This is a genomic window from Arthrobacter sp. BI5 (assembly GCF_056680065.1).
Map to the genome: position 1 here is coordinate 336897 of NZ_CM155264.1, position 21911 is coordinate 358807.

General features: G+C 68.5%; 22 protein-coding genes and 1 tRNA gene. 12 read left to right on the forward strand and 11 right to left on the reverse strand.

The annotated features are described in order from the left end of the window. Positions 1 to 12 precede the first annotated feature (12 nt). Positions 13 to 1386 carry a DNA repair protein RadA gene (gene radA, locus AC1MED_RS01625; RefSeq protein WP_346958414.1) on the reverse strand — a complete coding sequence of 458 codons (1374 nt, stop codon included), beginning with the start codon at positions 1384 to 1386 and terminating at the stop codon, positions 13 to 15. 86 nt (positions 1387 to 1472) lie between these two features. Continuing rightward, a complete protein-coding gene (locus AC1MED_RS01630; RefSeq protein WP_479777990.1) occupies positions 1473 to 2600 on the reverse strand; it encodes an FUSC family protein in 1128 nt (375 codons plus the stop codon). A gap of 259 nt (positions 2601 to 2859) precedes the next feature. Between AC1MED_RS01630 and pstS the strand changes: the two genes are divergently transcribed. From pstS to pstB, 4 genes are all read left to right on the forward strand, one after another. After that, positions 2860 to 3978 carry a phosphate ABC transporter substrate-binding protein PstS gene (gene pstS, locus AC1MED_RS01635; RefSeq protein WP_346958416.1) on the forward strand — a complete coding sequence of 373 codons (1119 nt, stop codon included), beginning with the start codon at positions 2860 to 2862 and terminating at the stop codon, positions 3976 to 3978. A gap of 173 nt (positions 3979 to 4151) precedes the next feature. Next, positions 4152 to 5084, forward strand: coding sequence for a phosphate ABC transporter permease subunit PstC (gene pstC, locus AC1MED_RS01640; protein ID WP_479785116.1), 933 nt, complete (start codon positions 4152 to 4154; stop codon positions 5082 to 5084). Further along, entirely contained in the window at positions 5085 to 6194 is a 1110-nt protein-coding gene (pstA, locus tag AC1MED_RS01645; protein WP_479785118.1) for a phosphate ABC transporter permease PstA, read from the forward strand. A gap of 46 nt (positions 6195 to 6240) precedes the next feature. Beyond that, positions 6241 to 7020: a phosphate ABC transporter ATP-binding protein PstB gene (gene pstB, locus AC1MED_RS01650; RefSeq protein WP_346958418.1), complete on the forward strand. Its 780-nt coding sequence runs from the start codon at positions 6241 to 6243 to the stop codon at positions 7018 to 7020. Positions 7021 to 7030: 10 nt separating this feature from the next. Here pstB and AC1MED_RS01655 read toward each other — a convergent pair whose 3' ends face one another. From AC1MED_RS01655 to AC1MED_RS01665, 3 genes are all read right to left on the reverse strand, one after another. Then, positions 7031 to 8047, reverse strand: coding sequence for an inorganic phosphate transporter (locus AC1MED_RS01655; protein ID WP_346958419.1), 1017 nt, complete (start codon positions 8045 to 8047; stop codon positions 7031 to 7033). 1 nt (position 8048) lies between these two features. Then, complete coding sequence (locus AC1MED_RS01660) at positions 8049 to 8666, reverse strand: DUF47 domain-containing protein (RefSeq protein ID WP_479777998.1); 618 nt, start codon at positions 8664 to 8666, stop codon at positions 8049 to 8051. A 352-nt stretch (positions 8667 to 9018) separates the two neighbouring features. Continuing rightward, on the reverse strand, positions 9019 to 9675 hold the full coding sequence (locus AC1MED_RS01665) for a hypothetical protein (protein ID WP_479778001.1): 657 nt from the start codon (positions 9673 to 9675) through the stop codon (positions 9019 to 9021). Between the two features lie 203 nt (positions 9676 to 9878). Between AC1MED_RS01665 and AC1MED_RS01670 the strand changes: the two genes are divergently transcribed. The 4 genes from AC1MED_RS01670 (at position 9879) to AC1MED_RS01685 (ending at position 11920) form a co-directional block, all read left to right on the forward strand. Then, positions 9879 to 9951: transfer RNA gene (locus AC1MED_RS01670), tRNA-Lys, on the forward strand. A 139-nt stretch (positions 9952 to 10090) separates the two neighbouring features. Beyond that, a complete protein-coding gene (locus AC1MED_RS01675) occupies positions 10091 to 10594 on the forward strand; it encodes a MarR family winged helix-turn-helix transcriptional regulator (RefSeq protein ID WP_479785120.1) in 504 nt (167 codons plus the stop codon). A gap of 109 nt (positions 10595 to 10703) precedes the next feature. Beyond that, a complete protein-coding gene (locus AC1MED_RS01680; protein WP_479785122.1) occupies positions 10704 to 11006 on the forward strand; it encodes a hypothetical protein in 303 nt (100 codons plus the stop codon). Next, positions 11003 to 11920, forward strand: a complete 918-nt coding sequence (locus AC1MED_RS01685; RefSeq protein ID WP_479785124.1) for a serine/threonine-protein kinase — start codon at positions 11003 to 11005, stop codon at positions 11918 to 11920. Before AC1MED_RS01680 ends, AC1MED_RS01685 begins: the two co-directional genes overlap by 4 nt. A gap of 98 nt (positions 11921 to 12018) precedes the next feature. Here the strand turns inward: AC1MED_RS01685 and AC1MED_RS01690 are convergent, their stop codons facing one another. After that, entirely contained in the window at positions 12019 to 15030 is a 3012-nt protein-coding gene (locus AC1MED_RS01690) for an alpha-amylase family glycosyl hydrolase (protein WP_479786741.1), read from the reverse strand. 352 nt (positions 15031 to 15382) lie between these two features. Here AC1MED_RS01690 and AC1MED_RS01695 point away from each other — a divergent pair, with 352 nt between their 5' ends. Then, on the forward strand, positions 15383 to 16225 hold the full coding sequence (locus tag AC1MED_RS01695; RefSeq protein WP_479785125.1) for a putative protein N(5)-glutamine methyltransferase: 843 nt from the start codon (positions 15383 to 15385) through the stop codon (positions 16223 to 16225). 36 nt (positions 16226 to 16261) lie between these two features. Here AC1MED_RS01695 and AC1MED_RS01700 read toward each other — a convergent pair whose 3' ends face one another. The 5 genes from AC1MED_RS01700 to AC1MED_RS01720 all read right to left on the reverse strand — a co-directional run bounded on the left by AC1MED_RS01700 (position 16262) and on the right by AC1MED_RS01720 (position 19512). Beyond that, positions 16262 to 16786, reverse strand: coding sequence for a hypothetical protein (locus AC1MED_RS01700; RefSeq protein WP_479785126.1), 525 nt, complete (start codon positions 16784 to 16786; stop codon positions 16262 to 16264). 106 nt (positions 16787 to 16892) lie between these two features. After that, entirely contained in the window at positions 16893 to 17156 is a 264-nt protein-coding gene (locus AC1MED_RS01705) for a GlsB/YeaQ/YmgE family stress response membrane protein (RefSeq protein ID WP_175322464.1), read from the reverse strand. A 217-nt stretch (positions 17157 to 17373) separates the two neighbouring features. Then, positions 17374 to 18345 carry an aldo/keto reductase gene (locus AC1MED_RS01710; protein WP_479785128.1) on the reverse strand — a complete coding sequence of 324 codons (972 nt, stop codon included), beginning with the start codon at positions 18343 to 18345 and terminating at the stop codon, positions 17374 to 17376. Positions 18346 to 18363: 18 nt separating this feature from the next. Next, positions 18364 to 18573: a dodecin gene (locus AC1MED_RS01715; RefSeq protein WP_011690139.1), complete on the reverse strand. Its 210-nt coding sequence runs from the start codon at positions 18571 to 18573 to the stop codon at positions 18364 to 18366. A gap of 90 nt (positions 18574 to 18663) precedes the next feature. Beyond that, positions 18664 to 19512 carry an SGNH/GDSL hydrolase family protein gene (locus AC1MED_RS01720; protein WP_346958429.1) on the reverse strand — a complete coding sequence of 283 codons (849 nt, stop codon included), beginning with the start codon at positions 19510 to 19512 and terminating at the stop codon, positions 18664 to 18666. Positions 19513 to 19732: 220 nt separating this feature from the next. Here AC1MED_RS01720 and AC1MED_RS01725 point away from each other — a divergent pair, with 220 nt between their 5' ends. The 3 genes from AC1MED_RS01725 (at position 19733) to AC1MED_RS01735 (ending at position 21809) form a co-directional block, all read left to right on the forward strand. Further along, a complete protein-coding gene (locus tag AC1MED_RS01725) occupies positions 19733 to 19990 on the forward strand; it encodes a metal-sensitive transcriptional regulator (protein WP_138767747.1) in 258 nt (85 codons plus the stop codon). A gap of 122 nt (positions 19991 to 20112) precedes the next feature. Then, entirely contained in the window at positions 20113 to 21468 is a 1356-nt protein-coding gene (locus tag AC1MED_RS01730; RefSeq protein WP_479785129.1) for an acyltransferase family protein, read from the forward strand. After that, complete coding sequence (locus tag AC1MED_RS01735; protein WP_346958431.1) at positions 21465 to 21809, forward strand: GNAT family N-acetyltransferase; 345 nt, start codon at positions 21465 to 21467, stop codon at positions 21807 to 21809. The genes AC1MED_RS01730 and AC1MED_RS01735 overlap by 4 nt, the downstream gene beginning before the upstream one ends. Positions 21810 to 21911 lie beyond the last annotated feature (102 nt).

Below are 21911 nucleotides of genomic sequence, written 5' to 3' on the forward strand. Positions count from 1 at the left end.
CTGCGGCGCAGCTCAGCTGATGAGCAGGCCCAGCGCTTCCGCCAGGTGGCTGACCTCGCGGACCGAGAAGCCGGCCGGGACGGGGCCGGGCCCGTTGGGGCTGGCGGGCACCACGGCGTGCGTGAACCCCAGCCGGTGGGCCTCCTGGATGCGCTGGTTGATCCCCGGCACCGGACGGACCTCGCCGGCCAGGCCCACCTCGCCGAAAGCGATGAGCCGCTGTGGGAGCGGTTTTTTGGCCTTCGCCGAGGCGACAGCCAGGGCCACGGCCAGATCCGTGGCTGGTTCGCTGAGTTTGACCCCGCCCACGGTCGCCACGTAGGAGTCGTCCTTCTGCAGCAGGCAGCCGGCGCGTTGCTGCAGCACGGCCAGCAGCATCGCCACCCGGGAACTGTCCAGGCCGCTGGTGGCCCGGCGGGGCTGCGCGTTGGCGCTTTCGGCGAGCAGGGACTGGACCTCGGCGAGCAACGGCCGGCGGCCCTCCAGGGTCACCGTGATGCAGGTACCGGAGACGGGGTCCTTGGTGCGGGAGACGAACAGGCCGCTGGGATCGGCCAGTCCCACGATGCCGTCCTCATTCAGGTCGAAGCAGCCGACGTCGTCGGTGGGTCCGTAGCGGTTCTTGACGGCGCGCAGCAGCCGCAGCCGGGAGTGCCGCTCGCCCTCGAACTGGCAGACCACGTCCACCAGGTGCTCGAGCAGGCGGGGACCGGCGATCGAGCCGTCCTTGGTCACATGGCCCACCAGCAGGGTGGTCATGTTGCGGCGCTTGGCGGCGGCGATCAGGGACGCCGCGACCTCGCGGACCTGGGAGACGCCGCCGGCGCTGCCTTCGACGTCGGCGCTGCTCAGCGTCTGGACCGAGTCCACGATCAGCAGCCGCGGCTCAAGCTTTTCCACCTGGCCCAGCGCCTGGCCCAGGTCCGTTTCGGCGGACAGGTACAGCGATTCGGCGACAGCGTCGATCCGGTCCGCGCGCAGCTTCACCTGGGCCGCCGACTCCTCGCCGGTGACATAGAGGACATCCTGCGCGGTGCGGGCAAACTTGGCCGCGACGTCCAGCAGCAGCGTGGACTTGCCCACACCGGGTTCGCCGGCCAGCAGGATCACCGCGCCGGGAACCAGGCCGCCGCCCAGCACACGGTCCAGTTCGTCCACGCCGGTGGGCAGGAACGCGGCCGTCGTGGCATCCACCTCGGCGATCCGGCGGGCCGGCTCCAGAACGGTCGTCGCCGCCGTCGTGCGCGCCACGGCTGCGCCGGTTTCTTCAACCGTGCCCCAGGCCTGGCACTCACCGCACCGGCCCACCCACTTGGCCGTGGTCCAGCCGCATTCCGCACACTTATAGCCCGGCGCCTTGGCGGCGCGGGAAGTCTTTGTAGCCATTGCTCCACCCTAACCGGGGGCACTGACATTCAGGCCCCGTCCCCGGCCCAGGCGGCCAGGTCCCGGCCGCACCCCGGCCGCGCCGGCTACAGGGCGGGCAGGATGTCCCGGGCCTCGTGCGGATCCACGCCCGCGGCTTCGAGCAGGTCCACCATCAGGGGCCGGAAGAGCATCACCACTGTTTCCCCCTCGAGCCGCTGCACGTCCAGCAGGCGCGGGTGCAGCCGGCCGGCTGTCTCGCTCAGCGCCGCCCTGGCGGTGCGCAGGTGGGCGCGGCGGACGCCGTCGTGCACCTCCGCGAGCCCCAGGCCCAGCTCATCAATCGCGGCAGCGGTTTCCTGCAGCACCTCGGCAATGTTCTCGGTGGCCTCGTCCGAGAGCGCCGCGTGGTTGATCGCGCTGGTCAGCCGGCGCGCGAACACGCGGCTGTTGCGCAACGCCAGGTCAATGAAGTCCACCGACTGCGCCAGCCGGTCCAGCTCCTCGCGGTGCCGCCGGTAGGCGGGGGCCAGAGTAGCGACTTCACCGGAGGCGCGGAGCGTCTGGCGCATCGCGTCGACCAGAGGCTGGCAGTTGCGGCCGCGGATCAGCGCGTGCCAGGCCTGGGTGGAGTCGCTGTGGGTCAGGGCCGACGAGCACTCGCGCAACACCTCCGCCAGTTCATGCAGCAGCTTCTTGACGTCGTTGCGGGGCTCGCGGCGCGGATCCTTGGGGATCAGGAAGGTCACCAGCAGCGCGAACACGCCGCCCACCACGGCATCGATGCTCCGGGTGAACGGTCCGCCCGCGGGGGCCGGCAACAGCACCACCAGCAGGGACTGCAGGCCCAGCTGGGTAGTAAAAATTGTTCCGCTGTCCAGGAAACGGGCCAGTAGAATCGAGAAAAGGAGCACGACGGCGGCCTGCCAGATCCCCGCGCCCAGCCAGTGCAGCAGCAGGTCGCCCACCACGATGCCGATGGTGCAGCCCAGGCCCACCTCCACGACCCGGCGCAGCCGCGGATCGCGGGAAAAGCCCAGGGCGATCAGGGAGGAGGTGGCGGCAAAAAGCGGTCCGGTATGGCCCAGCACGTACTCGGCGAAGGCGTACGCGCCCACGGCGCAGGCCGTCATCTGGACCGCCGGCAGCAACGAGTTGCGGCTCCGGACAAAGCCGGTGCGGACCCGCCCGCGCAGGAATCGTGCGCTTGCAGTGAATCCAGTCGCGGAGGCCATGTCCACCAGTCTATTTGCTGTCCGCGGTGCCACGGCCGCTCGCCGCGGCCCTACGACCGGGACGCCGCTTACGCAATGGCGACCCGTCAGATGTCGACCAATGGTCCGGCGTCGTTAACCCTCCGTTCACTTTGGACCCCAATGCTCTTCACCTGGGGCACCTAACTTCGGTAAAGGTACAAACCGTATCCACCGTCTTTTCTGCTCGGACGTCTCCGGTCCGGCACGCATCTGAATAACCCTGGAAGGGGTACATCTAGTGAAGGCATCACGCTTCGGCCGCAACGCGGCCATCGCTGTTATCGCAGCCGGCGCTCTCGCGCTCACCGCTTGCGGCTCGGACAACGCAACCAACACCGCTGCGGGCACCCAGTCGGCCGGCGGCCCCAAGGTCACCGGAACGCTGACCGGCATCGGCTCCTCCGCGCAGGGTGCAGCCATGGACGTGTGGAAGACCAACTTCGCCTCCGCCAACCAGGGCGCCAACGTGCAGTACTCCCCGGACGGTTCCGGCGCAGGCCGCAAGGCCATCCTCGACGGCTCGGCCCAGTTCGCCGGCTCCGACGCCTACCTCAAGGATGAAGAGGCCGCCAAGGCCAAGGACCAGTGCGGCCCGGACGGCGCGATCGAGGTTCCCGTCTACATCTCGCCGATCGCCATCGCGTTCAACGTGCCGGGTGTGACGGACCTCAAGCTCGACGCCGCCACCGCGGCCAAGATCTTCCGCGGCGAGATCGCCAAGTGGAACGACCCCGCCATTACCGCGCTGAACCCGGACGCCAAGCTTCCGGACCTCAAGGTCACCCCGGTCAACCGCTCTGACGACTCCGGCACCACCAAGAACTTCACCGAGTACCTCGCCGCCGCGGCCCCGGCCGTCTGGAAGGACAAGGCTGACGGTGTGTGGCCTTCCTCGCTCAAGGGCGAGAACGCCAAGGGCACCTCCGGCGTCGTCAAGACCGTCACCGACACCGCCGGTGCGGTCACCTACGCCGATGACTCCGCCGTCAGCGGCAAGATGGGCACCGCCCAGATCAAGGTCGGTTCCGACTTCGTCAAGATCTCCCCGGAAGCTGCAGCCAAGGCTGTGGACCTGGGCAAGCCGGTCGAGGGCCGCGGCGCCAACGACCTGGCCATCAAGCTGGACCGCACCACCACGGAATCCGGCGCCTACCCGCTGGTCCTGGTTTCCTACCACATCGTGTGCAGCACCTACGACAAGCAGGAAACCGTCGATCTGGTCAAGGGCTTCGAGAAGTACGTGCTCTCCGAAGAGGGCCAGAAGGCTGCTGCCGAGTCCGCCAAGTCGGCTCCGCTGTCCGCCACCCTCTCCGAGAAGGCCGTCAAGGCCATCGAGGCCATCAAGGTCAAGTCCTAACGTTTGATCTCTTCCGCTAAGTTCCCCGCCCCGCCGTCTGGCGGGACGGGGAACTTAGCGGCGTTTTCCCGAGTTTCCGTGTTTTCCGCAGTTTTCGCAGTTTTCGTAGTTTCCGATAAGTGCGGCCCGGTAACGTTCAGTACATCCGCACCATCAACACCGAAGGGCCAGGTATGACCTCCACCTCCCTGACCAAATCCCAGGGCGCAGGCCGTGCCGGGGACAAAGTCTTCTCAGGTGCCACCCTGGCAGCAGGCTGCCTGATCCTCGCCGTGCTGGTTGGCGTCGCTCTCTTCCTCGTCATCCAGGCGATTCCGGCCTTCACCGCCCCGGCCGAGGACATCCAGGGCGGCAAGGGGTTCTTGGCCTACATCTGGCCAATCGTCGTCGGCACCCTGATCGCCGCCGTGATCGCCCTGGTGATCGCCACGCCGGTCGCCATCGGGGTCGCCCTCTTTATCTCGCACTACGCCCCGCGCCGGCTGGCGTCCGGCCTCGGCTACGTGGTGGACCTGCTGGCCGCCATTCCGTCCGTGGTCTACGGCGCCTGGGGTGCCGCCTTCCTGGCCAAGGAAATCTCCCCGGCCTACAACTGGCTGGCCACCAACCTGGGCTGGCTGCCGATCTTCCAGGGGCCGGCCTCGGCCACCGGCAAAACCATCCTGACGGCAGGCATCGTGCTCGCCGTCATGGTCCTGCCGATCATCACCTCGCTCTCCCGCGAAATCTTCCTGCAGACCCCCAAGCTGCACGAGGAAGCGGCCCTCGCCCTCGGCGCCACCCGCTGGGAGATGATCCGGATGGCCGTGCTGCCGTTCGGCCGCCCCGGCATCATCAGCGCCGTGATGCTGGGCCTGGGCCGCGCCCTCGGCGAGACCATGGCCGTGGCCCTGGTGCTCTCCTCAGGGGCCCTCACGGCAAGCCTGATCCAGTCCGGCAACCAGACCATCGCCGCCGAAATCGCCCTGAACTTCCCCGAAGCCAGCGGCCTGAAGGTCAGCACGCTGATCGCCGCCGGCCTGGTGCTCTTCGTCATCACCCTCGGCGTGAACATGATTGCCCGGTGGATCATCACCCGGCACAAAGAATTCTCGGGAGCCAACTAAATGACCTCCACCCTGACCCCGGTCCGCAAACGCTCGGCCCTGACCAAGGGACAGCTGCCCAAGGCCGCGCCGTACATCGTGCTGGCCCTGGCCCTCGTCATCGGTGCCGCCATCCTGGCCCTGGTCGGCTTCAACCCCCTCGGTTGGGGCATCGTCTCGGCCCTGCTCTTCACCGCCGGTCTCGTCGGTTGGAGCGCCGTCGTTGAGGGCTCCCGCAAGGCCAAGGACAAGCTGGTCACCTGCCTCGTGGTCGGTGCCTTCCTTGTTGCACTGCTGCCGCTGATCTCGGTGATCTGGACCGTGCTGGTCAAGGGCCTGCCCGGTCTGGTGGACCCCGGCTTCCTGAGCACCTCGATGAACGGTGTTACCGGCGCGTTCGACAACAAGAGCGTCGAACAAGGCGCCCCCGTGCTGGGCGGCATCTACCACGCGCTGCTGGGCACCGTGCAGATCACCCTGTTGGCCACCGTCATCTCGGTCCCCGTAGGCCTGCTGACGTCGATCTACCTTGTCGAGTACGGCCAGGACCGGCCGCTGGCCCGCGCCATCACGTTCTTCGTCGACGTCATGACCGGCATCCCCTCGATCGTGGCCGGCCTGTTCGCCGCCGCGTTCTTCTTCGCCGTCGTCGGCCCGGGCACCAAGACCGGCGCCGTTGCCGCCGTCGCACTCTCCGTGCTGATGATCCCGGTGGTGGTCCGATCCAGCGAGGAAATGCTCAAGATTGTGCCGAACGAACTCCGCGAAGCGGCGTACGCCCTCGGCGTCCGCAAGTGGCGGACCATCCTCAAAGTGGTCATCCCGACGGCGATCTCCGGCATCGCCTCCGGCATCACCCTGGCCATCGCCCGGGTGATCGGGGAAACCGCACCGATCCTGGTCACCGCCGGCTTCGCCACCTCGATCAACAACAACGTGTTCGGCGGCTGGATGGCCTCGCTGCCTACCTTCATCTACACGCAGATCCTCAACCCGACGTCGCCGTCCAACCCTGGTCCGTCCGACCAGCGCGCCTGGGGCGCGGCCCTGGTCCTCATCATCCTCGTGATGCTGCTCAACCTGGCCGCCCGGCTGGTGGCCCGCATCTTCGCACCGAAGGCCGGCCGCTAGGCCGCCGCCGGCACCCGGTCCCTACCTCCACAAGTGAAGGAACAGCATGTCTAAGCGCATCGACGTCAAAGACCTGAACGTCTACTACGGCAAATTCCTGGCCGTCGAGGACGTCAACATCAACATCGACGCCAAATCCGTCACCGCGTTCATCGGCCCGTCGGGCTGCGGCAAGTCCACTTTCCTGCGCACGCTGAACCGGATGCACGAAGTCATCCCCGGCGCCCGCGTCGAAGGCGAAGTGCTGCTCGACGGCGACAACCTTTACGGCCCCGGCGTCGACCCCGTGACGGTACGCTCGCAGATCGGCATGGTCTTCCAGCGCCCCAACCCGTTCCCCACCATGTCCATCCGGGACAACGTGCTGGCCGGCGTGAAGCTGAACAACCAGAAGATCTCCAAGGGCGAGGCCGACTCGCTGGTGGAGCGCTCGCTGCGGGGCGCCAACCTGTGGAACGAGGTCAAGGACCGCCTGGCCAAGCCCGGCTCGGGCCTGTCCGGCGGCCAGCAGCAGCGCCTCTGCATCGCCCGCGCCATCGCCGTGGAACCCCAGGTGATCCTGATGGACGAGCCGTGCTCCGCGCTGGACCCGATCTCCACGCTCGCCATTGAAGACCTCATCAACGAGCTCAAGGACGAATACACCGTGGTGATTGTTACCCACAACATGCAGCAGGCCGCCCGGGTCTCGGACAAGACGGCGTTCTTCAACATCGCCGGGACCGGCAAGCCCGGCAAGTTGATCGAATACGGCGACACCCACACCATCTTCAGCAACCCGACCGAGAAGGCGACCGAGGACTACGTTTCCGGCCGCTTCGGATAGAGCCGGGCGCCTAGAGCCCGGCGAGGGGCGAGAGGGCGAGTTCCAGCACGAAGGCCGCCGCAGCGGTGACCAGCGGGGTCAGCGCCCAGAACGCCAGGATCCGGAGCACCAGCCGCCGGTTGGTCCCCGCGTAGCCCTGGTTGGCGCCGGCCCCCAGGACGGCTGCGGTGACCGTGTGGGTGGTGGAAACCGGCCAGTACAGGCCGATTGCCCCCACCAGCAGGATGGCGCTGCTGCTGAGCTGCGCCACGAACCCGCGCAGCGGATCCATCCGGATCATCCGGTAGCCGATCGTGTAGGAGATCCGCCAGCCGCCCGCCAGGGTGCCTGCCGTCAGCGCGGCAGCGGTCAGCAGGGCCACCCAGACGGGGGTGGAGTCGCCGACCGGCAGTCCCGCGGCGAGCATGCCCAGGATCAGGACCGCACTGGTGCGCTGACCGTCCTGCAGGCCGTGGCCAAAGGCGACGGCGCCCGCTGCGATCGACTGGGCGCGCCGCGACCTGCTGTTCACCACGCTCGGCGGGGTGTAACGAGCCGCCCAGGTCGCCGGCCAGACCAGCAGGTACGCGGCGGCGAAGGCGATCACGGGGGAGAGCAGCAGCGGCAGCACCACCTGGAAAAGTAGCGACCGGTCAGCGCCCAGGACCGCGTTCCCCCCGACGGCCACGCTGGCGACGCCGGCGCCGGCGAGGCCGCCCACCAGCGCGTGGGTCGAGGAGGAGGGGATCCCGCGCCACCAGGTGTAGATGCCCCACACCACGGCGCTCAGCAGCCCGGCCATCAGGATGGTCAGGCCGTTGCCGCCGGACGGAAGAACCACCCACGTCCGGCTGACCTCCAGCGCCAGGGCTGCGCTCAGGCCGGCTCCGATGAAGTTGAACAGCCCGGCCAGGAGCACCGCGACGGTGGGAGTCAGGGCGCGCGTGCGGACCGCGAGGGCAACCGAGGAGGAAGCGTCGCGGAAACCGTTGAGAAACGCAAACGCCCCGGCGAAGACCACCACCACGGCGAAGAAGAGGATGGACACCTCAGGATTCCTTGACGATGATGCTGCCCACCTGGGTGGCGATCCGCCGCATGTCCTTCGTGACCTCTACGAGCTGGTCCGCGATGTCGCGGTTGCGCGCGTACTGGGCCGATTTCATATCCTTGAGCATGTCCGCAACCCAGACCCGGTGGGTGCGTTCCGCGCGCTTGGTGAGGCGGAGGACCTCGATCCAGTAGTCCTCCAGATCATCCAGGTTGTTCAGCTGGCGCATGGCGTCCACGGTGAGCTCGGCCTGCCGGCTGATGATTTCCAGCTGGTCGGCGGCGCGCTTGGGCAGCCGCTCCAGCTTGTAGAGGAAGACCAGGTCCGCGGCGGCGTCCAGCTTCTCCATCGCCTCGTTGAGGTAGCGGGAGAGCGCGTACATGTCCTCGCGGGGGAGCGGGTTCAGGAAGCTCGTCCGCATGTGCGTCAGGAGGGCGAAATGCAGTTCCGCGGATTTCGCCTCGTGGTCGTGCATGTCCTCCACCAGGCGCGAATGCTCACTGGCGGGGGCGCCGAGGATCTCCGAAAGGGTTCCCGTGGCCAGGGCTATCTGGCGGGCCATCTGGGAAAGCAGGTTCAGCCCGGCGGGCTCCTGGGGGAAAAGGCGCAGCTTCACGTGGGGTTACCGGTCTCCGGACGAGGCTTACACGGGTGTTGTCCGCCGGCCCTGGAACGTGACGATGACCCGCGCATGGGGATCACTTTACCGCCCGTACTTCGCCCGCCGGGAACCGCGCCCGGAGGCGGGCATGAAAATGGTGCCGAACCGGATACGCCTCTCGGCGGTAGGCCGCTCTAGGCGGCTAATTGTTGAAGCCCGGGGGTTTCGCGGCTCGGCACCGCCTTTAGTTTTCTACGTCGGCGGGACCAAGTCAACATTGACAGCCGGGCGCCGGCGTGTGTATCGACAGGGCCGCCACGCGGGCCGCCGGGGCCGGGGTCCGGCACTTCCGGGCTCTCAAGAGAGCTCAGTCCAGTTCGCCCAGCCGCCAGGCGTTGGCGGCGTGTTCGAGGTCCTCCGCGGTCTTGACCAGAAGGTGCGAATTCCGGGTGAGTTTGCTCGCGTGGTTGGCGTTGCTGTGCTCCGCGCCGTCGGCGAGAGTGGCCTGGCCCAGCGCCACCACCCGGCAGAACGCCGCCGAGCGTTCCAGCGCGACGTCGAACTCGCCGTCGAAGGCGCCGGAGAGGATGGCGTCGGCCATGGACTTCATTTCCTCGGCGCCGGGAGGCTCGGCCGCGCCGGCCACCACGTGGGAGACCTGCGCGGTGTCTTTGCCCGCCCTGAAGTAGACCGAAATCCGTTCCGGATCCCGGATGGTGGCGGCGCGGAGGGCGTAGAGCCGCCAGAGGGCGCCGGGGAGCGAACGCGCCGGGCTTTCGGCCCACATCTCGGCGATGGCGTCGAGGCCTTGTTCGTCGGCGAGCTTCACCAGCCGCCGGGTCACCGTGGGGTCGTCGCTGTCGCGTCCGCGGCGCACGAGCGCCTGGGCCGCCAAGTGCGCCGCCTCGGACACCCGCGCGGGGTCCGCGCCGCCGGCGAACGGTTCGAAGTCGATGGGCGCGAAGGGCTTCGGCTTGTGGTGACGGTGCGGTCCGGGGCTGCTGGCTCCTGTTTGCTCGCTCATGCCACCACGCTACTCCTGTGCATTCAGGGAATCGAGCACAGCGCAGCCGCGCGCGAGGGGGCCGTAAAGGAGCGCGACGGCGGCGTGCCGGGTCCGGTGACGAAGCCCGCCCGCGTCTGGGGTACAGTGTTAACGTCCAGAAATGGACTGGGCCGACGCGCCTGCCAACGGGGCGGATTTCCGCCCGTTGCGGCTGTCGGCTGGGGCCTTTAGCTCAGTTGGTAGAGCATCGGACTTTTAATCCGTGGGTCGTGGGTTCGATCCCCACAGGGCCCACTCTTTTAGCGAAGAGTGGAACAACCCCCGGCAGCCTGGCAACAGGAAGCCGGGGGTTTTTTGCGCCCGGATTGCGGAGCCGACGGACCGCGTGAGACAAGCAAGCCTGCCTAGTAGTTAGTTCGGCTAGGATAATCGGATGAACTCGGATACCGCGGCAGGCTCAGGCTACTGGTACGGCCCCGATGAGCGGGTCGACCCGCCCACCGCGGTGCTGCAGGCCCTGCGCGGGTACCGGGCGGCCGAGGTCGCCACCCGGCGCTCCACCCGGGACTCCATGGGCATGGGGGAAACCGATCTGCTGGCCCTGCGGTACCTGCTGCGCGCGGAGGCCGCCGGGGAGCGGATGGGACCCAAGGACCTCAGCCGCCTGCTGGGCATCACGACGGCGTCCACCACCTCGCTGATTGACCGCCTCGTGACCAGCGGCCACGTGCGCCGCGAGCCACACCCCACCGACCGGCGGTCACTGGTGATCGTTCCCACCGCCGCGACGGATTCCGAGGTGCGCGCCACCCTTGGGGAGATGCACCGCAGGATGCTGGCGGTCGCGGAGGAGCTCACGGCGGAGGAGAGCCACGTCATCGTGGCCTTCCTGCAGCGCATGACCGAGGCGCTGAGCGAGCACACCGAACGCCACTGACCCCGGGCCCCGCACGTGCGGGAAATATCTGCGCCTAGCAACTAGCTAGTTCGACTAGTGATATGTATGCTTACTACTTGTGTCAGATAATCGTTTGCGTGGAGGAGTCGTGGCTGAGTTGTTGACGATCACCGGAACCCCGGGAGCCGGTGCGGCCCCGCTGGTCTCGCCCCGCTCACCGCTCCAGCCGGGTGCCGTTGCGCCCACGCTGCCCCCAAGCACGCACAGCCAGGCGCCCAGCCACTGCGGATCCCCGATGGAATGGACGGCTCCGGCGCTGGATACGATGTCCGTCCATACCTTCGACGCCGGCTTCGCCTCCGCCGGACTCCCGCCGGTGTGGCGCTGCCCCTGCGGATTCCAGCTCGATGGCATCGTCCACACCTCCAACGCGCTCGCCGCGCTCTCGTGAGCGCCGTCCCCGTGCCCGCGGCGGCGCAGACCCACCCCGCATCCGGCGACGCGGCGTCCACCGGCCTCAGCGGCAGGATCCTGCCCCTGCCGGAGGCTCCCGAAGGCCGCTTCCTGGTGCACGAACTCCTGGGCCGCGGGGCGACCGCCACGGTCTTCCGCGGAACCGACTTGGTCAACGGCAGGCCGGTAGCCCTCAAGGTGGCCCAGGGTCCCACCGAGAAGCATGCCCGCCGGATCCACGCGGAAGCGGATATTCTCGCCAGCCTGGACCACCCGGCCGTTGTCGGCTTTGTCGCCGCGGGCACGGTGCCCCCCGGTGACCAGTGGGCGGGCCGCCCGTTTCTGGTTGAGGAGTTCGCCTATGGCGGCAGCCTGGCGGAGCGGATCCGCGGCGGGGTGTCCGGACCGGAGGAAGTGGCCGGCTGGGCAGCCGCCGCATTGTCCGGGCTCGGCCACGTCCACTCGCGCGGACTGGTGCACCGGGATATCAAGCCTGCAAACATCCTGCTTAGTGCGCTCCGGAGGTGTTCGGTCCGAATCGCCGACTTCGGGATCGCCACGCAGGCCAGCGCAGCGCCTGAACCCGGCGAATCGTCGGGCACCGTGCATTACATGAGCCCGGAGCAGGCTGCCGGCGAGCCCCTCGGCGCCGCCACCGACATCTACGCGCTCGGGCTGGTGCTGCTGGAGTGCCTCACCGGGGTCAAGGCGTACCCCGGAACCCCGGTCGAGTCGCTCGTGGCGCGCACCCTGCGCGGGCCGGAGATCCCGGCGGAACTGGGGACCGGCTGGGTGATGTTGCTGACGGCCATGACGGCAATGGACCCCGCGGCCCGCCCCACGGCGGCAGCCGCCCACAAGCTGGCCGCCAGGCTCACCCGGGCCCTCCCGCCGCTGCGCCTGGTCGGCTGAGGCGCCGGCCCGACTACAGCCACACGGCCGAGGGCCGGCACGCACTCTGAGTGCATGCCGGCCCTCGGCTGTTGTCGCGGCGCCGTCGCGCCTGGGTGCTACCCCGCGGCGCTGATCAGGTGCGTGAAGTGATCGTACCGGAACGTGACCGGGCCGCCGTCGTGCACCATGCTGAGGTTGCCGCCGCCGGCAACCCCGCCCGCGCCGTAGTTCTCTGCCCAGGAGCGGTTGAGGGCGGCCTTGAAGGAGTAGTTGCCGGCCGGAAGGTCCGGGAACGTCAGCTTCCAGACCAGGTCCGCGGGATCCAGCGTGAGCTGGGCCTGCGGGCACTCCGGCATCCAGTCAGCCGGGCAGCCCAGCTCGGAATCGAGGTCCCCGGCGACGGCCACCGCCGCGGGCTGCTGGGCGGCGTAGGCCGCGCTCATCACATGGGTGCTGTGGTCGTAGCGGAACGTCACCGCTCCGCCGGGGTGCTTCAGAACGATGTTGCTGCCGTTGGCCCCGCCCCCCGCACCGTAGTTCTCGTCCCAGGAGCCGTTGATGGCGGCCTTGAATTCGTAGCTGCCGGCGGGCAGGTTGGGAACGGTCAGCCGCCAGACCTTGTCGGCCGGATCAAGCTTCAGGAACGCCGCCGGGCAGGCCGGCTGCCAGTCACCGGGGCAGCCCATTTCCGAGTTGAGGCTGCCTGCCACGGTGACCGAATCAGGCTGCGGCAGCTCGCCCGCGACCACGGTACGGACCTCGCTGACCACCTCGCCGGCGCCCGGCACGGTCATCAGGGCGCGGTACCGCAACTGGGCGCCGTCCGCGACGGACAGCGCGGCCAGGTCGTCCACCGCGGTGTAGGCGGGGGAGGAGCTGTCCTCACCGAACTTGGTCCAGGCTCCGCCATCGACGCTGCGCTCGAAGCGGACCACGTAGTCGGCCTTTTCCGGACTCGCGACGGCGCTGACCTCCACCTTGCCGCGGACGCTGCTGCCTTCCTTGGGGCTGACGATGCTGAGCAGCGGGGCCGGTACGGTGCCGCTGCGGGGCCGGCTCACGGACGTGTGCGCGCCGTTGTCCAGCACGACGGCGCGGTACTCCACGGCGGTGCCGGCGTTCAGGGCCGAGACGTCGTGGAAGACCTGGTACGGCGCCGTGTCATCCGTGCCGATCGAAGCCCATTGCCCGCCGGCCGTGCGGGCCTGGAAGGTGACCTCATAGAAGGAACTGCCGTCGACGTCGGCCGCGACCCGTACGCGGCTGTTGTCCGCGGCGGAGGCCGCTGGCTCCTGCAGCGTTACCGCGGGCGCCGCCTTGGAATGCGGGATGCGCCCCGCGGACTCGTAGACGACGGCGGAGAGCGGCGGCACCGTGACCGTGAGTTTCCCGTCTGCGGCGGTCTTGACCTCGGCGGCCGCTGCTCCGTAGATCCGGTTGTAGCTGCGCTTGGCCACGTAGGTGGGGACCGCCGCCGTCTGGGCCTGCGTGCTGTTGTTGACGGAGACCACGTACTCGCGCTGGTCCTTGGCGTCGGTCCGGGAGAAGGCGTAGATGCCGGGCCCGTCGGAGGCGTAGCGGTTCTGGTGCGCGCCGTTGCGCAGCGCCGGGTGTTCGGTGGTGAGGGCGGCGAGTTCACTGATCCCGCGGTACAGCGGGTGGGCGGTGTTGAAGTTGTCGCCCGCGTGCGTGGCGTCGGTGCCCAGCAGGTCGTCGTCGAGGTAGTCCGGGACCTTGCTCGCGAACATCGTCTGGCGGGCGTCCTGGTCGCCGCCGGGGCCGGTGAAGCCCTGTTCATCGCCGTAGTAAACCACGGGGTTCCCGCGGGAGAGGTACATCAGCTCGTGGGCGAGCCGGTCCCGGGCGACGCGTTCGGCGTCGTCCGCGCCCGGGTTGTCCGCGCTGATGAAGCTGCCGATCCTGCCCATGTCGTGGTTGCCCAGGAAGGTGGGGAGTTCGTAGACGTTGGAGTCCGCGTCGGTGTACCAGTCGTCGCCGGCGAAGAAGGTCTCCAGTTCCTTGGCGCCCTGGCCGCGGGAGGCGAAGTTGCGGGCCGCCTCCTGGAACGGAAAGTCGAGCACGGCCTGCATCTTGTTGCGGGTGGTGAACTGCGAGGTGAAGCTCTTGGAGGTGTCGAAGACCTCGCCGAACATAAAGAACTCGTCCTTGCCGTGCGCCTTGGCGTAGTCGAGGACCCGGGGACCGAACTGCTGCCAGAACTCGTCGTTCACGTGTTTCATGGTGTCGATCCGGAAGCCGTCCACGCCGAAGTCGCCGATCCACTTCTCGTAGATGTCGACCATGCCGTTGACCACCTTGGGGTGTTCGGTGAAGAGGTCATCGAGGCCGAAGAAATCGCCGTAGAAGGAGTTTTCACCCTCGAAGGTGGTGTCGCCGCGGTTGTGGTACAGGGTCGGGTCGTTGAGCCAGGCGGGGACCTTGAGGTTCTCCTCGCCGGGCGCCAGCTTCGGCGTGTAGGGGAAGGACTTCGCCGCGTCCAGGGCGGGGAAGGTGCCGGTGCCGGCGTAGTCCCGGTCGTCGAACGGTTCGCCGGCGGCGGTCAGGTACGGGGCGGCGTCCTTGGACTTGTAGGCGGTGCGGTCGCCCTGTTCGTACCCGATGACGTCTGCCGTGTGGTTGGTGATGATGTCGAAGTAGACCTTCATACCGCGGGCGTGGGCCTCGTCGATGAGCGACTTGAGCTCATCGTTGGTGCCCAGGTGCGGATCGATCTGGGTGAAGTCCGTGACCCAGTAGCCGTGGTACCCGGCCGACTTGTCCTCCGGCTGGACCGCCTTGTTCTTGAAGCTTGGGGTCAGCCAGATTGAGGTGGTTCCCAAACCCTGGATGTAGTCGATCTTCTCCCGCAGGCCCCTGAGGTCCCCGCCGTTGTAGAAGCCCTTCTTCGTCGGGTCGAAACCGGAGACCATCGGGTCGGCGCCCAGGCCGCCGTCGTCGTTGGCGGTGCTGCCGTTGCTGAAACGGTCCGCCATCACAAAGTAGAAGCGCTCGTCCGTGACCGGCCCGCGGAGGGAATGCGACGCCGACGGGGCGCCCGGCCCGCGAGGGTCCGGCGCCGCTTGGGCGGGGACGACGCCGACGGCGGCGGCGGCCAGTGCCGCTGCCAGGGCGACGCCGGCGCGAACGGTGTGGGGGCGTCCTGCGCCGCGCCTCAAACGGGACGGCCAGGGCAGGCTGGAGCTGCGGGTGTTCACGATGGAGACCTTCCGGGTGAGCGACGTTGCCTAAACGAAGGGAGGGATGCGGGAGACCGGCTACTGAGAGCCAAGTCACAATTGTAAGCGCTTGCATGGGGATTTTCCAGCGAATCCTCAGCAAACTGATGACCCGCGTCCGCGGGCCGCAGCCACCCGCATACCGGCAGCCTGCCGGGGCTGCGCGCCGCGGCTTGGATAGCATGGGGCTTCCAGGGCCGCGGCGGGAACCGCGGCACTATCCGCGCCGGAAAGTGGTGATTCCATGCAGGCCTTGCCCTTGCCGCAGTCCGGTGTGGTCGAGCGGCTGCGCGCCGCCGGCTGCGTGTTCGCCGAAGAGGAGGCTGCCCTGCTGGCCGCCGCCGCGGCCACGGACGGAGAGCTGGAAGCGCTGGTCCGGCAGCGCGTCGCGGGGTTGCCGCTGGAGCAGCTGCTGGGCTGGGCGGAGTTTTGCGGCCTCCGCATCGCCGTGGACCCCCACGTTTTCGTTCCCCGGCGCCGCACCGAGTACCTCGTCCGGCAGGGGGCAAAGCTCGTGCGGGCAGGAAAATCAGGGGAAGCTGGTCCGGCGGGAGGGCTGCCCGTCGTCGTCGACCTGTGCTGCGGCTCCGGCGCCGTCGGCGCCGCGCTCGCCGCGTCTGCCGGGCCGTTGGAGCTGCATGCCGCCGACATCGACGCCGCCGCGGCGGCCTGCGCAAGGCGCAACCTGCTGCCGCTGGGCGCGGAGGTGCACGAGGGCGATCTTTACGGAGCGCTGCCGGACCGGCTCCGCGGCCGGGTGGACCTCCTGGCCGTGAATGCGCCCTCTGTTCCCTCGGGGATGATCGGGACCATGCCGCCGGAAGCGCGGCTGCACGAGCCGCGCGTTTCGCTCGACGGCGGCCCGGACGGACTCGAGTTGCAACGGCGGGTGGCCGCCGCGGCGCCGGAGTGGCTGGCGCCGGGCGGCCACCTGCTGATCGAGACGAGTCGGCGGCAGGCGCCGCAGACGGTGCAGATCTTTGCCAGGAACGGGCTTTCCGGCCAGGTGCTCAGCTCCCGGAAGCGGGACGCGACCCTGGTGCTCGGTGCCGTCAGTGCCGGTGCCGCGGGCCGAGGCCGCAGCTGAGGGAGCCCGTCCCCGGGTGTGGCGGAGCCAGCCCGGTCAGTGCTTGTCCGGATCGATGTTGGTGGCCGGTCCGGCGGGGGTAGCGCCGCCCTCGTCGGACCAGTCCTGCCCGGTCTCGTCATTCAAGGCGGGATCCGAATGGACGTCCGACGCGGCGTCGGCACTGTTGTCCACGGCGACGTGGGCGCCGCCGGAGGTCCCCAGGTTCGCCGTGCCGGGGTGGGTGCTGTGCGCCGGGATGGCGCCGCCTGAGGGGGTTGCCTCGGTGCTTTTCGCCGGGCTTTCCGCGGCGGAGGCACTGCGGGACGGGGTGTCCTCCCGGTGGACCGCGGAGCTGATAACGGTGCCGGCGCGGCGGGCCGCCTCGGTGAGCTGGCTGGACACTTCGGGTGCCTTTTCCTTGACCGCATCGGCTGCGGCCGCCACCTTGTCCTGGACCGGCTTGCTTTGCCAGAGGCCTGCTGCCCGGGCCTTCAATTTTTCGTAGGCGGCCCGGCCGGAACGGGATCCCAGGACGTAACCTGCCGCAAGGCCGGTGCCGAAAAGAAGTTTGGCTTTCATGCTGTACTCCTGCTCTTGGTGCTCTGGAAGAGTTCGAAAAGTGGTCCGGTACCAAAAAACCGGCCCCAGGAAAGAATCCCGGGACCGGTTTTCCGGTCACACCGTTTTAGCGGTGCGAGCGCTTGGTGATCATGCCGTAGACCAGCAGTACGATGATCGCACCGCCGATCGCGAGCAGCCACGTCGTCAGCGAGAAGAATTCCTGCAGTCCCGTGCCGAAGATTGCGCTGCCGATGAGGCCGCCCAGGAGGGCGCCCACAACACCGAGGATCAGCGTGATGACCCAGCCACCGCCCTGACGTCCCGGCAGGATAGCCTTAGCAATTGCGCCGGCAATAAGACCCAGAATAAGAAATGCGAAAAAACCCATTTTATCGGCCCTTCTCTTTCATTGAGGAGACACCCGGGTTGCCGGGTGCGCTTCATCCTTCTGCCTAAATACTAATCATGCTTACTATCAAAACGCCACTCGGCACACGGAAAAGTTTCAAAAATCCTTGTATTCACCGGGAATTTACGCGTCCGTAGCGGGCCGGTAATCCGCGGACGGGCGGCAGCGCCAGGCGGGTGAAAGGACGCGGCGGGGCTCACCAGGCGTAGTCTTCCGGGGCGGTCCGGGGGCCGGGGAAAATGGTGTCCAAGCGCTCAAGGGCCGAGGCGTCGAGGTCAATCTGCAGCGACCGGAGGGCGGCGTCCAGATGCTCCCGGGTGCGCGGGCCGGTCACCGGCGCCGTCACGGCGGGCTGGTGCAGCAGCCAGGCCAGCGCCAGTTCTCCGGGCTGGTGGCCGAGCTCGTCCGCGAAGTCCTCATAGCGGCGGATCTGGTTCCGGTGCTTCTTGAGGGCCTCCGCAGCGCGGCCCTCGGCCCGGCGGACGCCGTCGTACTCCTTCTTGAGCGCTCCGCCGAGCAGCCCGCCGTGCAGCGGCGACCATGGCAGGATCCCCAGCCCGTAGTGCTGCGCGGCCGGAATTACCTCAAGTTCCACGTTGCGGGTCAGCAGGTTGTAGATCGACTGCTCGCTGACCAGTCCGTTTGAATGCCGGTGCGCCGCGGCTTCCTGCGCCCGGGCCAGGTGCCAGCCGGCGAAATTGCTGCTGCCCGAGTAGAGGATCTTCCCCTGCTGCACCGCGACGTCCACGGCTTGCCAGATCTCTTCCCAAGGCGTGTTCCGGTCCACGTGGTGGAACTGGTAGAGGTCGATGTACTCGGTCTGGAGGCGCCGCAGGCTTGCGTCGAGGGCGTGGCGGATGTGCAGCGCGGAGAGCCTTGACTCGTTCGGCCGGTCCGCCATGGTGCCGTAGACCTTGGTGGCCAGCACCGTCCGTTCCCGTCGGCCGCCGCCCTGGGCGAACCAGCGGCCCAGGATTTCCTCGGTCCAGCCGCGGTGCTTGGAGCCTCCATAGACGTCGGCGGTGTCGAAAAAATTGATGCCCGCCTCCAGGGCGGCGTCCATGATCGCGTGGGCGGCAGGCTCCTCGGTCTGCGGACCGAAGTTCATGGTTCCCAGGCACAGCCGGGAGACTTTGAGGCCGGAACGGCCCAGCTGGGTGTATTGCATGCGCCGCCCTTCCGGACGTCAGCGCTCCAGCCGGAACCCGAGCTTGATGGTCACCTGCCAGTCAGCTACCTGGCCGTTCTCGAGGTGCCCGCGGATTTCCTTGACTTCGAACCAGTCCAGGTTGCGCAGCGTCTTTGCGGCCTCGGCAATGCCGTTGCGGACGGCGGCGTCCACGCCTTCATTCGAGGTCCCGACAATTTCAGAAATGCTGTAGGTGTGATTAGACAACTTCGCTCCTCGTGATCGTCATCGGTCTGCTGTGTCCGGCCTGGGGCCGGGGGGCCGTCCCTGCAGAGTAGCCGACAGATCCCGGCCGGACTAGGGGTGGGCGGCAGGGGCGGGGGAGCCGAAGACCGGCCCGGGCTGGGGCCGCTTGGGTGCGGGCGGCGCGTCGCCGTCGCGCGGCCGGACGCGCCGGATCATCCAGGGCAGCAGATAGTGCGTGGCCCAGGCCAGGTCCCCGGCCCGGGTCTCCCGCCAGTTGCCGGCCGGCAGCGGTTTGGGGTGCAGCGGCTGCAGGCCGTGCGGGACCTGCAGTGTGTCCAGGACCATGCCCGCGATCGTATGGTGTCCCAGCGGGGAGAAGTGCAGGCGGTCCGGATCCCACATCCGGGGATCGCTCAACTGCCGCAGCGTCCACAGGTCCGCAATCACGCCGTGGTGGCGGGCCGCGATGGTCCGGATGTTCTCGTTGAACACGGCCACCTTGCCCCGGATGTGGCCAAAGACCGGGGTGTCCCCCCAGTCCGGCCCGGTGAAGAGCACCACGGTCGCCCCGGCGGCCGAGAGCGCCGCGACGGCCGCGTCAAGGCTCACCGCGAGCCGGTCGGGATCCCGGCGGTGGAACACCAGATCATTGCCGCCCGCGGAAAGTGTCACCAGGTCCGGTTTCAGGGCGATCGCCGGGCCGAGCTGCTGGTCCACGATCTGTTGCAGCACCAGGCCGCTGATGGCCAGGTTGGCGTAGGAGAAATCCCCGCGGGCGGCGCTGAGTTCCTCGGCGATCCGGTCCGCCCAGCCCCTCATGCCGCCGGGGCTCAGGGGCTCGGGGTCGCCGAGGCCGGCGGTGAACGAATCCCCCAGGGCGACGTAGCGTTTCCAGGGGCCCGGGCCGGTGGTGGCACCTTTTCGGGCCCTCGCCGGATTACCGAAGCTGGCCGCGTTCACATCTTCAGCAATACGCCCCCCTTACCGGCCTCCGGTAGGTACTTATGTCCCTACCGGAGGGCATTCGCGTCCGTTTGGCCAACGGCTGCTCCGTGACGGCCCTGGTGGGCCCCGGAACGGCGCCTGCGGACAGTCGGAGCCCCCTAATACCACACCGGGTATGGAAAATACCAAGGGGGGTATATCATAGGAAGGAAACCATTTACTCCGGGAGGCCGCCATGGAACTCGATCCCACGGACATGAAGTCCGTCATTAACCGCTTGCGCCGGGCCCAGGGCCAACTCGCTGCGGTCACGCGCATGATCGAAGAAGGCCGGGACTGCAAGAGCGTCGTCACGCAGCTCGCCGCCGTCTCGAGCGCCCTGGACAAGGCGGGATTCTCCATCATCGCCACCGGGCTGCAGCAGTGCATGCAGCAGGAGGATCCGAGCCTGGACCGTGCCGAGCTGGAGAAGCTTTTCCTCTCGCTCGCCTAAGCGCATGCCATCGCCAAGAGGCCGGGATCAGCTGATGATCCCGGCCTCTTGCGTTCCCTCCTGCACGGCCGACAATGGAGGAAGCGCGGCCGGGTGACCCTGCCGTGAGGCTAAGGAGTTCCATGCAGCAGCCCGCAGACGGACCGGCAGCGGCCGCGCCGGAGCGCGACCTGGTCATCGACCTGGCCCGCTTCTTCTGCCTTGCGCTGGTAGTCGTCGGCCACACGATGATGGTGAGCCCGGTCCTGCATCCGGACGGCACCGTGAGCACCGAAAACACCCTGGGCAACCAGCGCTGGTTCGAGCCGGTGGTCTGGGTGCTGCAGGTGATGCCGTTGTTCTTCGTCGCCGGCGGGGTCACCGGCCTGTATTCCTGGCGCCGGCTGCGGGACCGGGGCGGCAGCGCCGTCGAGTTCGTCCAGGGCCGGCTGCTGCGGCTGATCCGCCCGGCGGCGGTGCTGCTGGCCGCCATGTTCACAGGCCTGTGGGTCGCCAGGCTCAGCGGAGTGGACCCGCAAGTCATCGCGCTGCTGGCCACGGGCGCGGGCATGCCCCTGTGGTTCCTGGCCGCCTACCTCGCCGCGCAACTGAATCTGCCCTGGCTGGCCGCGCTCCATGACCGGGCACCCTGGTCCACCCTTGCCGGACTCGTCGCCCTTGTGGTGGCGGTGGACTGCCTCCGCGGCGCGCTGCCCGGGCTGGCCCACGCCAACATGGTCTTCCTCTGGTGCGCCGTGCAGCAGCTCGGCTTCCTCGTGGCCGACGGGACATTGCAGGGCCTGGCGCCGCCGGGACTGCTCGGCATCATTGCGGCGGCCAACCTGCTGCTCGGTGTCCTGGTGGTGCTGCGGCTGTACTCCGGGAACATGCTGGTCAACCTCAACCCGCCCAACCTGACCCTGCTCCTGCTGGCCGCCGCCCAGGCCGCCACGCTGCAGCTGCTGCGGCCGCTGCTTTCCCGGCTGGCGGACCTGGGCCGGATCCGCAGCGTCTTGGCCCGGGTGGGGCGGCGCTCGATGACCGTCTACCTTTGGCATCTGCCGCTGCTGGCAGCGATGTCCGGCCTGCTGCTGCTGACTGACCTTCCGCAGCCGGCCGGCGGGAGCGCGGTGTGGTGGTGGACCCGCCCGCTGGTGCTGCTGGGCGTCGTCGTCCTGCTGCTACCGGTGCTGGCGGTGTTCGGCCGGCTGGAGGAGCGGCCGACGGCGCCGGGCCGGTCCCGCCCGCGGCCGGCGGCCGCCGTGCTGACGGCCGCCGTCGTCGTTTTCATCCCGGTGGCCGACGCGGCGCTCAATGGCCTCACCGTGGGGCTGCTCGGCGGCGGGGCGGCCTGCTTCGCGCTCGCCGTGCTGTTGCTGGGCCGCGTTCCGGTCCGCGGGGCGGCCGGGAACCCCGCAGGAGGCTCGACGGCAAGCGGGCCGGACGGATCCGGACTGCCATTGCCACACCCGCCATTAAGTGCCAATCTCGAACCATGACGGAGAACTCGGCAGCTACTGAAGACACGTTCAGCCCGGACGTCTCCACCACCCGCAATGACGCCCTGCACCGCTACGAGCTCCACGTCGGCGGCAAGCTCGCGGTCCAGGTGCGCTACATTGACCGGCCGGGCCATGTGGACTTCATCCACACCGAGACGGCCGAGCAGTTCACGGGGCAGGGGCTGGCCGGTGTGCTCGCCCACTTCGCCCTGGACGATGTGGTGGCCTCGGGGAAGCGGATCATCCCGCACTGCCCCTACATCTACCGCTACCTGCGCAAACACGACGCCTACAACCAGTGCATCGACTGGCCGGAACAGGCACCGGCAGGGGCGTAGCCGCTTGTGAGCGGGGCGACAATTTCGTATGGTTTAGCTTGAGTTATGCAGTTGGCTCAAGGACGTGTCATTTGGAGAACCCCGTGAACCACAAACTGCGTG

Bases quoted from the DNA above. Each gene is read 5' to 3' on its own strand.
- AC1MED_RS01630 (WP_479777990.1), bottom strand. From the start codon at position 2,600: ATGGCCTCCGCGACTGGATTCACTGCAAGCGCACGATTCCTGCGCGGG.
- AC1MED_RS01725 (WP_138767747.1), top strand. From the start codon at position 19,733: ATGGAACTCGATCCCACGGACATGAAGTCCGTCATTAACCGCTTGCGC.
- AC1MED_RS01665 (WP_479778001.1), bottom strand. From the start codon at position 9,675: ATGAGCGAGCAAACAGGAGCCAGCAGCCCCGGACCGCACCGTCACCAC.
- pstA (WP_479785118.1), top strand. From the start codon at position 5,085: ATGACCTCCACCCTGACCCCGGTCCGCAAACGCTCGGCCCTGACCAAG.
- AC1MED_RS01730 (WP_479785129.1), top strand. From the start codon at position 20,113: ATGCAGCAGCCCGCAGACGGACCGGCAGCGGCCGCGCCGGAGCGCGAC.
- AC1MED_RS01675 (WP_479785120.1), top strand. From the start codon at position 10,091: ATGAACTCGGATACCGCGGCAGGCTCAGGCTACTGGTACGGCCCCGAT.
- pstB (WP_346958418.1), top strand. From the start codon at position 6,241: ATGTCTAAGCGCATCGACGTCAAAGACCTGAACGTCTACTACGGCAAA.
- AC1MED_RS01735 (WP_346958431.1), top strand. From the start codon at position 21,465: ATGACGGAGAACTCGGCAGCTACTGAAGACACGTTCAGCCCGGACGTC.
- AC1MED_RS01695 (WP_479785125.1), top strand. From the start codon at position 15,383: ATGCAGGCCTTGCCCTTGCCGCAGTCCGGTGTGGTCGAGCGGCTGCGC.
- AC1MED_RS01700 (WP_479785126.1), bottom strand. From the start codon at position 16,786: ATGAAAGCCAAACTTCTTTTCGGCACCGGCCTTGCGGCAGGTTACGTC.
- AC1MED_RS01710 (WP_479785128.1), bottom strand. From the start codon at position 18,345: ATGCAATACACCCAGCTGGGCCGTTCCGGCCTCAAAGTCTCCCGGCTG.
- AC1MED_RS01705 (WP_175322464.1), bottom strand. From the start codon at position 17,156: ATGGGTTTTTTCGCATTTCTTATTCTGGGTCTTATTGCCGGCGCAATT.
- pstC (WP_479785116.1), top strand. From the start codon at position 4,152: ATGACCTCCACCTCCCTGACCAAATCCCAGGGCGCAGGCCGTGCCGGG.
- radA (WP_346958414.1), bottom strand. From the start codon at position 1,386: ATGGCTACAAAGACTTCCCGCGCCGCCAAGGCGCCGGGCTATAAGTGT.